At 60.1% G+C, this 13,818-nt stretch carries 11 protein-coding genes; 4 read left to right on the top strand and 7 right to left on the bottom strand.

The features are described 5' to 3' along the window. The first annotated feature begins 33 nt into the window (after positions 1 to 33). Complete coding sequence (locus E4O97_RS18795) at positions 34 to 303, top strand: PepSY domain-containing protein (RefSeq protein ID WP_032875869.1); 270 nt, start codon at positions 34 to 36, stop codon at positions 301 to 303. A gap of 20 nt (positions 304 to 323) precedes the next feature. Here E4O97_RS18795 and E4O97_RS18790 read toward each other — a convergent pair whose 3' ends face one another. Then, on the bottom strand, positions 324 to 5,462 hold the full coding sequence (locus E4O97_RS18790) for a DUF6543 domain-containing protein (protein WP_248161933.1): 5,139 nt from the start codon (positions 5,460 to 5,462) through the stop codon (positions 324 to 326). A gap of 170 nt (positions 5,463 to 5,632) precedes the next feature. On the opposite strand from E4O97_RS18790, the gene E4O97_RS18785 reads away from it, so the two are divergent. Continuing rightward, positions 5,633 to 6,664 carry an Ldh family oxidoreductase gene (locus tag E4O97_RS18785; protein WP_078821494.1) on the top strand — a complete coding sequence of 344 codons (1,032 nt, stop codon included), beginning with the start codon at positions 5,633 to 5,635 and terminating at the stop codon, positions 6,662 to 6,664. Between the two features lie 33 nt (positions 6,665 to 6,697). On the opposite strand, the gene E4O97_RS18780 is transcribed toward E4O97_RS18785, so the two are convergent. Beyond that, positions 6,698 to 7,018: a DUF883 family protein gene (locus E4O97_RS18780; RefSeq protein ID WP_032875861.1), complete on the bottom strand. Its 321-nt coding sequence runs from the start codon at positions 7,016 to 7,018 to the stop codon at positions 6,698 to 6,700. Between the two features lie 162 nt (positions 7,019 to 7,180). On the opposite strand from E4O97_RS18780, the gene E4O97_RS18775 reads away from it, so the two are divergent. Beyond that, positions 7,181 to 7,435 (top strand): hypothetical protein, encoded by a 255-nt coding sequence (locus E4O97_RS18775; protein WP_003190904.1) that lies wholly within the window; start codon positions 7,181 to 7,183, stop codon positions 7,433 to 7,435. On the opposite strand, the gene E4O97_RS18770 is transcribed toward E4O97_RS18775, so the two are convergent. Continuing rightward, positions 7,407 to 8,327, bottom strand: coding sequence for a LysR family transcriptional regulator (locus E4O97_RS18770; protein WP_248161931.1), 921 nt, complete (start codon positions 8,325 to 8,327; stop codon positions 7,407 to 7,409). The two genes, E4O97_RS18775 and E4O97_RS18770, sit on opposite strands and share 29 nt — an antisense overlap. An 89-nt stretch (positions 8,328 to 8,416) precedes the next feature. Here E4O97_RS18770 and E4O97_RS18765 point away from each other — a divergent pair, with 89 nt between their 5' ends. Next, positions 8,417 to 9,343, top strand: a complete 927-nt coding sequence (locus tag E4O97_RS18765) for a carbon-nitrogen hydrolase family protein (RefSeq protein WP_078821493.1) — start codon at positions 8,417 to 8,419, stop codon at positions 9,341 to 9,343. Positions 9,344 to 9,413: 70 nt separating this feature from the next. Here E4O97_RS18765 and E4O97_RS18760 read toward each other — a convergent pair whose 3' ends face one another. The 4 genes from E4O97_RS18760 to E4O97_RS18745 all read right to left on the bottom strand — a co-directional run bounded on the left by E4O97_RS18760 (position 9,414) and on the right by E4O97_RS18745 (position 13,805). Next, positions 9,414 to 9,875 (bottom strand): LEA type 2 family protein, encoded by a 462-nt coding sequence (locus E4O97_RS18760; RefSeq protein ID WP_248161929.1) that lies wholly within the window; start codon positions 9,873 to 9,875, stop codon positions 9,414 to 9,416. A 12-nt stretch (positions 9,876 to 9,887) separates the two neighbouring features. Then, entirely contained in the window at positions 9,888 to 11,318 is a 1,431-nt protein-coding gene (locus E4O97_RS18755) for a nucleobase:cation symporter-2 family protein (protein WP_078821492.1), read from the bottom strand. A 220-nt stretch (positions 11,319 to 11,538) separates the two neighbouring features. Beyond that, positions 11,539 to 12,516, bottom strand: coding sequence for an NAD(P)-dependent oxidoreductase (locus tag E4O97_RS18750; protein ID WP_248161927.1), 978 nt, complete (start codon positions 12,514 to 12,516; stop codon positions 11,539 to 11,541). After that, positions 12,513 to 13,805, bottom strand: a complete 1,293-nt coding sequence (locus tag E4O97_RS18745; protein ID WP_216091526.1) for an MFS transporter — start codon at positions 13,803 to 13,805, stop codon at positions 12,513 to 12,515. The genes E4O97_RS18750 and E4O97_RS18745 overlap by 4 nt, the downstream gene beginning before the upstream one ends. Positions 13,806 to 13,818 lie beyond the last annotated feature (13 nt).

Genomic DNA, 13,818 nt, shown 5'->3' with positions numbered 1-13,818 from the left:
GAAACACACTGTCATCCACCAAGGAGTACGAAAATGTTGAAGAAAACCTTAGCCGCCCTGTGTGCAACCACCGCGCTGTTGAGCGCCGGCGCTGCGCTGGCAGACAAGCCGGGTGCGGGCTGGATTCCGATTGAAAAAGCTATTGAAGTGGCGAAGACCAAGGCTGGGTATGTCGAGGTCTACGCCGCCGAAGCCGATAACGACGGCTACTGGGAAGTCAAAGGCCGTAAATCCGACGGCGTGGTGTATGAAGCACGAATCGACGGCGCCTCGGGCAATGTCCTGCGCGACCAGAAAGATTGATTCACGTGTTGGGGGCCTGCTCAGGCCCCCTCATCCAGCATTCTCCCCAGATGTGTAATCAGGTAACTGACTGAGTCGGCGTTGGATAGAATGACGTCAATACGCTTGTCGACATTGCTCATGAAAACTTCTCGGGCCTCATTCAGGGTCTTGGCACCCGTGATATTCAGGACTCTGCGTTTGAGGAAGCTGGTGGCGGTGGAAAAGCCGTAATCCTCCCAGGTATTGGATATGTCATCCCATGCCTTGAATAGCATAGTTGCCGGCGTCAACGTCGACAGCCCGCTCGTTTGCAAATCATCTTGGCGCGTCTTCACCGCCTGAGCACCCGGCTTTGCCGTATCGATCAGGTCTCGGAATGGCTCCAGGCTCCGCAGGTAGGCAATGTCCTCTGTCTTGAACCGCAGATGCGTCAGCTCATGGATCAGGGTAGAGGCTCTGGCATGGGCGAACATGTCGAAAGGTTCACTCAGTATGGTGGCGTATTCAGCCAGGTTTGGATGGAAGAACCTTTCGAACAGGTACACTTTGCGCTCGCTGTCACCGAGAAGCACCATCGCGTAATCAGTGGTGGGGGCTTTCACGCTTTCCCCGCTGACAAAGCGCATTGAGTCAGGCCCGATCAAGGTGGGGTCGCTTAGCTCATCCAGTATTCCATCGATGATGTCCTCGATTTTCTTCACTTGGGCCGGGTTCAGATTGAGAGTGCCGAACAGGTCGCACAAAAACAGGCCTACCCGGCTATCAGGCTTGAGCAGCTCTGCAAAGTGATGGATGTTGCGCTTGCAGTTGACGGCGTAGTAAGTCGATACGTTCAAGGCTTCGTCGATGACTTGGGCTTTCCAGCTTGACACTGCAGCGATCGCCCTTATGCCCTGCGCTTCAATATTGATGTCGCGCCTTTCGGCTCGTCGCACTTTTTGCCGCGTCCAGGCCTGGCCGAAGCGGGGCTTGTGTATGCTCAGGTCCATTACCCATTTGCCATCAGCATTGCGACCGACGTAGGGGCCCTGCTGATCGTCGTTGTCCAGGCGCCAGTGCTCCTTGGTTTTCTTCACCGGATACACCTTGCCTGCCAGCGGCACGTAACTCTTGGCGCTCGCCTTATCCTTGTAGACATGGGTGGAGGTGTCCAGCTCAAGGTCCTCCAGGGCGATGTCGTAGCCCTCCAAGCGCTGCAACCGCGTTCGCGAAGTGGCGGTGACGTCCCGCAGGCCCGGGGCAGTGGCGGTGGGCAGGCCGCCTTCCGGCAGGTCGACCAGGTCAGTGTCATCAGGCGGTGGGGTTTCGCTGCCATCAAGCTCGCTGTACAGGGCGGCCATTTGCACCACGGCCAGGCTGAAGTCCTTCATCGCGGCTTTCCACTGGTGCAGTTGCAGCGCTTCAGCCGAGCGCTTGACTAACTGGTAGCTGCGCCAGACCACAAGTGGATAGGCGAGTTTGCCCGCCATGAAGTGCACTGCCGTGGGTATGCCCTTGCCGAACACGCCCACCACTTTATCCCAAAGCAGCTTGGAGCCTTTTTCGAACTGGCAGGCGAGCATTTTTAGCAGGATCAGCGTGTTCTCACTGAATAAATAGTGCAGCAGGTTGCCGGTCACGGCAGATGAGGCCAGGCTCATATCCGAAGAGCGATGAAGGTTGTTTTGCAGCAGGCTGCGGTAAACGGCCCGGTGCGGATCTTCCAGGTGCTGGATGACCCAGTCCTGCAGTTCCCCTGGTCGCTCCACTTCATCCAGCAGCGCTTGCTCGTTGTCATATTGCTTGAGCACGTGGTTTTCACTGTAGGGCGCATAGAGCACTACCGGACCGGCCTCTTTGCTTCCAGGGCTGATCAGGTACATGCCCAATACCTTGGCGGCAGTAGCGCCTGCAGTCGCCACCAGCTCAACGGGCCGGATCAGCGTCGATACGTCCTTCAACGCCGCACGTGCCAGGCCGTCAGGCATGTCGAACACCTGCTGGACCAAGCCCAAGGCCTTGTTTGACAGGCGTTCTTGCAGATGTTGCTCGTGGGCGTATTGCAACACCTGCCATGGCAGTTGCCGACAGAACAGGCGCCGCCGTTTGCGTGCAGCTTCCGTGCGGGTGTCCATCTCGGTTTGCAATCGCTTTTGGTACACCGATTTCAAGTCCAGTTGCCGCACCAGTTGAACCAGCGCATTGGCATCCAGGGTGTCCGGCAGCGGTGTGGCGGTGCGCGATCGCGGGCCGATAGTCTGGTTGTTCAGGTCCGGCAAATGGCGCAAGGCAAAATCGGTCAGGCTGTAGTCATGGATGTCGAGGGCCTGGTGCACGGGAATCAGCACGTCATCGGGGCTGATTGTGTGTTCGGGGAAGCGTGCCTGGAGCAGCTTGCTCAGGGCGCCAAAGGTGTGCTCGCGCAGGGACAGGACGCCCTGCAGGTAGTCTTCCTCTTCCGGGGCGCTGTTGTGGTATTGCTCAAGCAGTTCTGCATGGTAGATCTGCTCCTTGGCGGGCGCCATTGCCAGCCACACGGGCAGGGCCTGCTGGGTGACCATGGCATCGGCCAGCGCCTTGGCTCGTGCAAGGTTGGTGGGCGCCGGGATCTGCAGGATCTCATCCAGGCGGTCCTGCACGGCGCGCGCCGGCAAGTCCATGGCCAGCAGTCGGTCTACCGAGTCCATGACGTAATCGCCGTAGGTTTTCAGGCGATTGTCCAGCAGGTTATCGTCAATACGTTGCAGCGCAGCCAGGCGATACGCCTGATGAGGCACGCGCTGGGACAATGACAGATTCTCCAGTAGCGACAGTCGTTTGATCGGATGCGCCAGGCGCTGGGTGAGCGCCTCGCGCAGGGCCGAGACCGACGCAAAAACCTCATGACCACGCCGAGGCGTCCATAGGATCGCCTGGCCCGAATTCTTGGGGTCAAGGCCGCCACGTTCGGTCAGTACAAACAGATTGGCCAGCGGCAGCAGCGCGTCGGACGTACCCTTGTGCAATGCCAGCGCATAAGCATCCGGCAGAAACCCGTTGATCCCATGTCGGGTCAGGCGCGCCAGGCTGTCAGTTCGCAGGACCGCATCAAGAATGGCGTTGCTGCGGTGCGTCAGCGTTTTACCCAGCAGTCGCAGTTCAGCCTCGCTGCGCAAGCCCAACAGCATCGAGTGCGCGTGTTTATCGCGGATATTGTTCAGGAACAGGCGCGGGAGTTCACGCATCTCGTGGCCGGCAAACACGTTCAAGACCCGTTCGATCATGTTGTTGAAGGTTTTGAGGGGCATGTTATTGAGCTTCAGGGCGACACCCTGGTTGCGTTCTGCGTAAAACCCAGTTCTGGAAGACACTGGGAGCGGCTTGCTCTTCTGGCCGAGGCGCTCGATGAAATGTTCAACCATGCTCAGCGAAGACACAGGCGCGCGCTCCTCACGCTGCTCGGCGCGGGACGCGTAAGTGTTGACATAAATCTCGTCGGCCTTGAGGTCCAGTCGTTGGGTTTGCAGTTCTGTGTTCAGGGCCAGGGTGGCCATGCTGCGTAGTGTCGGGTGCTTAAGGCGCTCGATCTGCAATCCTTCTTGGGCAGCGCGCAGGCGTTGCAGGTGCAGCTTGGCGCGCTCGGCTTGCACCGTGGAGGGGCGGCCATTGCCGCTGCTGACGGGATGTATCGTCCAGCGCCCATCGGTGTCCAGGTCGGCCAGGCGACTGTCGAGCATGGTGCGGATGTCCAGGGCGTAATCGAGCAATGCTTCCAGGGCCACCTGGCCGGCGCTGCTGCGATAGAGGCTCAGGGCATGGTTCATATTACTGGTCTGCTTGGCGGCGATGTCTTCGATCATGTCGGTGAACACGTGCCCGGTGACGGGGTGTGCGGCAACGTTGATCTGGTCCAGGCCGATAAAGGTGTTGCGCTCGTCCAGAGACAGGAAATTGAGCAGTTCATCTTCGTGCCCGGCGGCGGTGAGCATGGTCAATAGCGTGTCTTTGAGATCATCCAGATCCTTAAGTACCTGCAAGCCACGGGATTGGGTGTAAAGGTAGGCATGGCTGTCATGCAGCATCAGGGTACTGGCCAGTTCCACGTAGTGCTGGTAGGGCGCGTAGATGCGCACTTTTTCCACGCTCAGTTTGGCGGCGTAGGTGCTGCGAGCGCCCTGGTCGCTGAGGAACAGGGCCTGGAGCATATGGCTTTCGTCAGTACTGAGGATGCCGTTCTGGCGCTTGAGCAGCACATCGAGGCGGAACTTGTCAGCCAGGATTTGCGCGAACAGGTCAAGGCGCGAGGTGCCGCTGTCGATGTCTTCGTTCCAGTAGGTCTGTAGCAGGCTCTCGAGCAATTTGGACAGCGTACCGGAGGTTTGTTCGATGAGCGTGTCCCAATACTCGCGGTCTTGTTGCAACTGGGGCTGGGTGAAGTGGCTGGTGACGTGCTTGGGGTTGATGAATTCGCGAGTTTGCCCCAAGGGCCAGGCATGTTTGACATAGAACTGCAATAACGCATCACGTAACGACAGGGAGTCGATCCAGCGTCGATCGGCATCCGTCGGGCTTTGGAGAAAGCAGTTCACTTGCGTTTGCCGCTGATCCAGGCCGGGGAAATGAGGGTGCGCCATGATGCCGAGCAATGTGTCGAGCATGGCGGACAAGGTCGGGGTCTTCTGCAAGTGCTCAAGCATTGCTTGCACGTTGGCCTGTTGGCAGGCCTGCAGGGTTTGTTCCTGGTCTTGCATGACCGCACCCAGGACCGGCGAAGTGGTCAGTGTCAGAGCGCTATCCGCCGGCAGACTGTTGCGCTGTGCAATCGACAGAAAACTCAGCAACTCCACGCGCTGTACCGAATCAGCCGACGCCTGACTGACCTCGGCAAGCAGCGAGGCATGGCTGTCAAACACCTGGATACCGCCATAAGGCGTGTACAGCAGAGCCTTGGCACCGTCGGGCGTGGAACTCATCACAAACGCGCCGGCCAGTGGGATCGCAACCTGCCCCGACACATTGATCATTAGCCTTTCTACACGCATGGGCGGGCTTTGCAGGCGGGTATCCTGACGGCTGGCGTCGCTGGCGTAATACACGCCGTGCAGCCATTCCAGATCCTTGACGGTGAACCCCAGGGCGCGTTCGCGCTCGCTCAATGTCGAGCGATTGACGGGTAGCAGGAACTCGTCGAAAAAATAGGGCGGTGTGACACGGGTCATCGCCTGTCTCCAGCGTGAATAGGAAGACACAGGGTAGGCAGGCACCGATGACTGGCGGGGGTAACTATTGAGTCTCGTTGTAAGTTGACAGTGAGCGCTGCAGGTGGTGTTTAATCGACGGCCTGGATGTCCATTCGTTGCCCCTTCCAATCATAAAAATGGAGCTTCAAATGTCTGCGCAGTCTCCGACAGTTGTCACGGCCTTCATCAGCTTCACTGAGTTGGTGGGGGTGCTCCAACAGATTTTCGTCAGGCACGGCACCTCGCCAGAAGTGGCGGCGATCCTTGCGCACAATTGCGCCAGCGCTGAACGTGATGGCGCTCATAGCCACGGTATTTTTCGTATCCCGGGTTACCTCTCGACCCTGGCCAGCGGTTGGGTCAATGGCGCCGCCGTGCCGATCGTGACCGACGTTGCGTCAGGCTTCGTACGGGTCGACGCCGCCAATGGGTTCGCCCAACCCGCTCTGGCGGCCGCGCGTGCGTTACTGGTGAGCAAGGCCCGCAGCGCCGGCATTGCGTTACTGGCTATCCACAATTCCCATCACTTTGCGGCCTTGTGGCCGGACGTCGAACCTTTCGCCGAAGAAGGGCTGGTTGCACTCAGTGTGGTCAACAGCATGACCTGCGTGGTGCCCCATGGCGCTGATCGCCCGTTGTTCGGCACCAACCCCATCGCGTTTGCTGCGCCGCGGGCCGATGGCGCGCCGATTGTGTTCGACCTGGCCACCAGCGCCATCGCCCATGGCGACGTGCAGATCGCCGCGCGCAAAGGCGAACGGCTCCCACCAGGCATGGGCGTCGATAGCCTGGGCCAGCCGACCCAGGACCCGAAAGCCATTCTGGAGGGGGGCGCGCTGTTGCCATTTGGTGGGCATAAGGGGTCGGCGTTGTCGATGATGGTCGAGTTGCTGGCGGCGGCACTGACAGGCGGCAATTTTTCGTTCGAATTCAATTGGGCCGATCATCCGGGAGCGCGTACGCCCTGGACCGGCCAATTACTGATAGTGATCGATCCGCGCAAAACCGCCGGGCAAAGCTTTGCCGAGCGCAGCCAGGAACTGGTGCGGCAGATGCATGCGGCGGGGTTACGGCGATTACCGGGGGATCGGCGCCATCGCACACGGGCGGAGTCGCAGGAAGCAGGCATAGAGCTTGACGCGCAGGACCTTCGGCAACTGCGAGAACTGGCGGCGGGGTGAAACAGGCTGCGCCGTGGGCGCAGCCCGTGCTGATCAGTTACGGCGACCCAGCAGCAGACCCACCACCAGGCCAAAGCCTGCGGAAATGGCCACGGTCTGCCATGGATGACCGCCGATGTAGGTCTCGGTGGCGTCCACGACTGGCTTGCTGCGCTCACGGACGCTGGACACCGAATCCAGGGCTTGCTTGAGTTTGATGGCAACCTGCTCGCGCAGGGTTTCACCTTCCTCGCCTACCAGGGATGCGCTGCTTTTGAGCAGTTTGTCCGATTCTTCGATCAGCGCGGTCAGTTCGCTGAAGGCTTGATCCTTGATTTGTTCTTCGACGGCTTGGGCGGCGGTTTTGCGGGCCATGTGTGACTCCTTGCAAGTGAATGTGACAGTGAACAATGGAGTATCGGGCAGCGGCAAAAGTTGCAGTTATTTTGCGAGCCGTCCATTTGCGGCACAATGGTGATCAGGCCCTTTGGGCCTACAGTGTAAGATGTCAGTCATTTGTGCAGCAGGTAATTCAACATGAGCTTCAATCTCGCCAACAAGACCCTCGCCGAACGCGCCGAGCTGGAAGACGAAAAGTCGCGCCTCTACGACCTTTGGCAAACCAACCTGGGCAAAGCCAAGGGCGAAGCGGCCCGTTTGTTCGGCGAGCGCGCCAAGCGCAAGGGAAAATGGGCCGAGTGGGTGCGCGCCGAACTTGACGGCATGTCGCCGCCGGAGTTTTCCAACATGGTGCGCAGTGAAGTCAACAAGCTGATGGCAGCGGCGAAATAAAGCACGCCACGATCGCCTCGCGAACCTTGAGCAACAGCGGATCAAGCTGGGCCTGGGTACGCCAGCCCAACTCCACCGGGTAGTGCGGCAGCGCCAGCGGGCAGGGCAGCACACGCAAGCCGGTCATCTGCGCAATCGCTTGGGCCGCATGACCGGGGATCGTCGCCACCGCCGCGCTGCCTTTGAGCAGGTACGGCAGCGCCGCAAAGTGGCTGGTGGACGCACATACCTGGCGGCTCAAGCCCTGCGCCGCCAACCCTTCATCGGTAATACCGATAAACCCGCCTGACGACACCAGCACATGGTCGCGTGCGATGAATTCTGCAAGCTCGATACCTTGCTGATCGGGCGCCAGGCTACCTGGGTCAACCAGGCAACGGTAGTCACCTTCGCCCAGCACTTGCCGACTCAGCCTGCGCTCGGCAAACCCGCCGGCGGTAATGGCCAGGTCCAGGTTGCGGTCGAGCAGGGCAGCCGCAACGATCTGGCTGTGGGTCTGGCGAAAGATCACCCGCAGTTTCGGCAGGCGCTGTGCAATGGCGCCCATCAGCTGCCGGCCGTAGGCGATTTCGAAATCGTCTGACAGACCTAACACCACCGATCGCCCCTGATAATGCGGGTTATCCGGGTGGATCATCGCCAGGCTTTGTCGGCAGCGGTCCAATGCCTCGCTGATCACCGGTTTCAACTGATTGGCCCGCAGGGTGGGCGCCAGGCCGCGACCGGTGCGTACGAAAAGTGGGTCGCCATATAGTTCGCGTAAACGCCGCAAACCGGCGCTGATTGCCGATTGCGTAACGCCCAGGCGCAATGCAGCACGGCTGGCGCTGGACTCGTCGTGCAGGGCTTCGAAGGTTTTCAGCAGGTTCAGGTCAACCTGGGCGATATTCATTTGGCTCATATCATTTAGCACTGAGGTGGGCTTTATTCATGATCGAGTCTGGCCGGAGAATGGGCAACCCTTATTACCGGAGTGAGCACATGCCCGTATCGATCGTCGCAGCCCTGCAAATCGGCTCCTTGCCTGGCGGCAAAGCGCAAACCCTGGCGCAGATCCTGGCCTATGAAGATGAAATACAGCGCAGTGGCGCGCAGTTGGTGGTGATGCCTGAGGCGTTGCTGGGGGGATATCCCAAGGGCGAAAGCTTCGGCACGCAATTGGGCTATCGCCTGCCCGAAGGCCGTGAAGCCTTTGCGCGGTACTTTGCCAATGCCATCGACGTGCCGGGCGTGGAGACCAAGGCGCTGGCCGGGTTATCGGCGCGTACCGGTGCGAGCCTGGTGCTCGGCGTGATCGAGCGCAGTGGCAGCACGCTGTATTGCACCGTGCTGTATTTCGAACCGTCGAGCGGTTTGGTCGCCAAGCACCGCAAACTCATGCCGACCGGCACTGAGCGGCTGATCTGGGGCAAGGGCGACGGCTCAACCTTGCCGGTGATTGACGCGGCTGTCGGGCGTATCGGCGGGGCGGTGTGCTGGGAGAACATGATGCCGCTGTTGCGCACGGCGATGTATGCCAAGGGCGTGCAGGTGTGGTGTGCGCCCACAGTGGACGAGCGCGAGATGTGGCAGGTGAGCATGCGCCATATTGCCCATGAAGGCCGTTGCTTTGTGGTCAGCGCCTGCCAGGTGCAGGCATCACCGCAGGCCTTGGGTGTGGAGGTTGCCAACTGGCCGGCGGAGCGCCCGTTGATTGCCGGTGGCAGCGTGATCGTCGGTCCCATGGGCGATATTTTGGCGGGGCCGTTGCTGGGGGAGGCGGGTTTGTTGACGGCGCAGATCGATACAGATGATCTGGTGCGGGCACGCTACGACTACGACGTAGTGGGGCATTACGCTCGGCCGGATATTTTTGAATTGGTGGTGGACGAGCGCGCCAAGTCAGGCGTGCGCTACATCACTGATTGAACCGGGTCAACCCAAGGCTTTTGTAGGCGCGAGCTTGCATTTCGCAGATTTGGATCAGATCACTCGCGCATCACCAGGTGGCGGTACTGGGCAAATCCAGAGTGCCACGCTCTACAAAGCGCATGGTGCCGAACAATCCGCCCGCCAGTTTGCCGCGCAGCACATAGGGCAGGTTATTCAGGCTTTGGGTCTGGCTCAGGCCCAGGGTCTGGCGCAACACCGAGAACGCCGAAACACTCACAGGGACCATCAGCACCGTCTCGGAAAAACGTGGGATGCTGCCGGCCTGGTCACTTACCCCGGACGCCAACGGTCGGCCATTGACTTCCAGATCCAGCGCCACGCCGTTGTAGTCGATTGCCGTTTCATTGGGGTTCTGCACCCGCAGCTTCACGGCAAAGCGCACTTCCAGATCCTGGCTTTGCAGGGGCTCGATGCCCACCACGTTAATATTCACCGGGTCGCGATTGGGGAACAGCGCGCAGGCGCTCAAGCTCAGCAACAACAACGAAAGAACCATGAGCTTGCGCATATAAAAGTGCTCCTACTGTTTCGTGACGTCCGGGTCCTGCATGACCTTGAGGGTAGAGGACTCCGGATCGAATTCATCTTCTTCCAGCTCTATGAACTCTTCGGGCAGGAAAATGTTCAGCAGGATTGCACAGAACGCGCCCACAGTGATCGGCGATTCGAAGATGTTGTGCAGCGCCTTGGGCAAATCGCGCAGCACTTCCGGCACTGCGGCGACGCCCAGGCCCATCCCCAGGGAAATCGCCACGATCAGCACATTGCGCCGGTGCAGGCCGGCTTCGGCGAGGATCTTGATCCCGGCCACGGCCACGGTGCCGAACATGATCAGTGTCGCGCCGCCAAGTACTGGTTTGGGCATCAGTTGCAGCACCGCGCCGATCATCGGGAACAACCCCAGCAGCACCAGCAGCCCGGCGATAAAGTACGCCACGTAGCGGCTGGCCACGCCGGTCAGCTGGATCACGCCGTTGTTCTGGGCGAACGTCACCATCGGCAGGCTGTTGAAGGTAGCGGCCATCGCCGAGTTGAGGCCATCGGCCAGCAGGCCGGATTTGATGCGCTTGATATACAGCGGGCCCTTGACCGGTTGCTGGGAGATCATCGAATTGGCTGTCAGGTCTCCAGCCGCTTCCAGAGGCGAAATCAGGAAGATCACCGCCACCGGGATAAACGCCACCCAGTCGAACGAGAAACCGTACTTGAACGGTACCGGCACGCTGATCAACGGCACCTGGGGCAGGGCGGCCATATCCACACGGCCCAGCAACCACGCCACCACGAAGCCCAGCGTCAGGCCGATCACGATCGAACCCAGACGCAGGAACGGGTTGTTGAAGCGGTTGAGCACCACGATGGTCAGCAGCACCAGCGCCGCCAGGCCCATATTGCTGGCGGCGCCCAGGTCGCCCGCGCCATAGCCGCCGGCCATATCGGTGACTGCCACCTTGATCAGTGACAGGCCCATCAAGGTAATGATGGTGCCAGTCACAACCGGGGTGATCAGCTTGCGCAGTTTGCCGATGAACTGGCTCAGCACTACTTCGATAAACGCGGCGAAAAAGCAGATGCCAAAGATCGTCGACAGGATTTCATCGGTGCCGCCGCCCCGGGCCTTAACCATAAAGCCCGCACTGAGAATCACGCTGATAAACGAAAAGCTGGTGCCTTGCAGGCACAACAGGCCCGAACCCACTGGCCCGAACGTGCGTGCCTGCACAAAGGTGCCGAGCCCCGAGACGAATAGCGCCATGCTCACCAGGTACGGCACTTCGCTTTCCAGGCCAAGTACGCCGCCGACGATCAGGGTCGGGGTAATGATGCCGACAAAGCTCGCCAGCACATGCTGCAAGGCGGCAAAAATCGCAGCGGTGAAGTGCGGGCGGTCTTCCAGGCCGTAGATCAGGTCGGATTTATAGCGCGGGCGGGGGGCTTGAGCGTCAGACAAAATGAAGGCTCGGGTCGGAAAATGGAGGCGCAGGATGCCAGAAAGTGTCGGTCGTCAGAAGTGTAAAAGAATATTCATGAAGTCGCTGTATAGGCCGACCACATCAAAATGTGGGAGGGGGCTTGCTCCCGATAGCAGTCTGTCAGTCAACTCATCTGTGGCTGATGTACTGCCATTGGGGGCAAGCCCCCTCCCACATCGGACAGTGTTGTTCCAGGGGTTATTGCTTCCAGGCCCCAGGGTTCACCAGGTTTTGCGGTCGCTCGCCCGACAACGCCTGCAGCAGATTATCCACCGCACACTTGGCCATCGCCTCGCGCGTTTCATGGGTGGCTGAGCCGATATGCGGCGTCGCCACCACGTTGTTCAAGCGCAGCAGCGGTGATGTGTGATCCAGCGGTTCTTTCTCGAATACATCCAACCCCGCCGCGCGGATAGTGCGCTGCTGCAGAGCCTCGACCAGTGCCGCTTCGTCCACTACTTTGCCCCGTGAGATATTGATGAAGATCGTCTCCGCCCCCATCAACGCGAACTCTTGCGCGCCAATCAACTTCTCGGTTTCAGCCGTCAGCGGCAACGTCAGGCAAACAAAATCCGCTTCTTTGAGCAAGTCCTGCAAGCTTCGATACTGCGCGCCAAAACGCGTCTCCACTGCTGGCTTGGGCGAATGGCTGTGGTAGATCACCGGCATGCCAAAACCAAAATGCCCACGCTGGGCCAGCGCTTCACCAATGCGGCCCATGCCGATAATACCCAGGGTCTTGCCATGCACATCGCTACCGAAATGCGCCGGGCCGATGTTCTTGTTCCACTGGCCGGCACGCACCATGTCAGCCAGCTCGACCACACGCCGGGCGGTGGCCAGGACCAGCGCAAAGCCGGTGTCGGCGGTGGTTTCGGTGAGTACGTCCGGGGTGTTACTGAGCAGGATGCCACGTTGGGTCAGGTAGTCGATGTCGTAGTTGTCGACGCCCACCGAAACGCTGGCAATGGCTTGCAGTTCGGGAGCCAGGTCGAGCAGCCTGGCATCCAGGCGCAAGCTCGCGCCCAGCAGGCCATGGGCAGTGGGCAGGGCATCGCGCAGCTTGGCCAGGCCGGTTTCATCCAGTGCGTCAATCAGCGTGACGTCGACCTGCTCATGCAGGCGAGCCATGAGCGGGGCGGAGAGTTTTTTGTACAGCACGACAGACTTTTTCATGAGGTTTTTACCTTCAATTCCAGGGTTGGCGCCGGCGAGCGGTCACTGGCGCCGGGCTTGAGGAAAATCGTCAGCACCACGGAAAGCAGCAGCGCGCCGCTCATCAGCAGGTACGAAGCGCCGGGCGAGCCGGTGCTGCTGTTGAGGTAACCCACCAGGTACGAGCCACCGAACGAGCCCAGGGCGCCCATGCTGTTAATCAGTGCCATGGCGCCACCGGCGACGTTGGCCGGCAGGATTTCCGGGACAATGGCGAAAAACGGACCATAGGGTGCATACATGCACGCCCCGGCGATCACCAGCAGGGTGTAGGACCACCAGAAGTGTTCGGCGCCCAACACGTAGGACGCGTAGAAGGCAATCGACGCAATCAGCAGGGGCGGCCAGACAAAACGCTTACGTTTTTGCAGCTTGTCTGAACCCCAGGACACCACGAGCATGCCAATCACCGCTGCCAGGTAGGGCAGGGCCGAGAGCCAGCCGGCTTCGACCATGTCCATCTGCAAGCCGGCCTTGAGGATCGATGGCAACCACAGCACGAAGCCGTACACGCCAATGCTCCAGCAAAAAAACTGCAGGGCGAGAATGATCACCTTGGGCGAACGGAACGCCTCGGCGTAGTTCTTCACGGCCTTGATTCCCACCTGCTCGGCGGCGAGGGCGGTTTCCAGGCTGTGCTTTTCGGCGTCGCTCAGCCACTTGGCATCCTTGGGGCGCTCATCGGCCAGCTTCCACCAGATAAACGCCCACAACACCGCCGGCAGGCCCTCGATGATGAACATCCAGCGCCAGCTGAAATGCTGCACCAGGTAGCCCGACACCACCGACATCCACAGCATGGTCACCGGGTTGCCGAGGATCAGGAAGGTATTGGCCCGCGAGCGTTCGGCACGGGTGAACCAATGGCACAGGTACACCAGCATGGCCGGCATCACGGCAGCCTCGACCACCCCGAGCATGAAGCGGATGGCGATCAGCATATAGGCGTTGGACACCACGCCGGTCAGCGTCGCCAGGCCGCCCCAGAGGATCAGGCTGACGAAGATCAGTTTCTTGACGCTGCGCTTTTGCGCGTAGATCGCCCCCGGCACCTGGAAGAAAAAGTAGCCAAGGAAAAACAGCGCACCGAGCAGCGAAGACATGCCCGGCGTGATCATCAGGTCTTCGGCCATGCCGGACGCGGCGGCGAAGCCGTAGTTGGCGCGGTCCAGGTAGGCCAGGCTGTAGGTGATAAACACGATAGGCATGATGTACCACCAGCGACGGGTGGCGAGTTTCACGGGTTCCATGGGGTTGCTCCTG

Source organism: Pseudomonas sp. W15Feb34 (assembly GCF_023127765.1).
GTDB classification, from domain to species: domain Bacteria; phylum Pseudomonadota; class Gammaproteobacteria; order Pseudomonadales; family Pseudomonadaceae; genus Aquipseudomonas; species Aquipseudomonas synxantha_A.
This window is presented reverse-complemented; position numbering and strand designations above follow the sequence as displayed.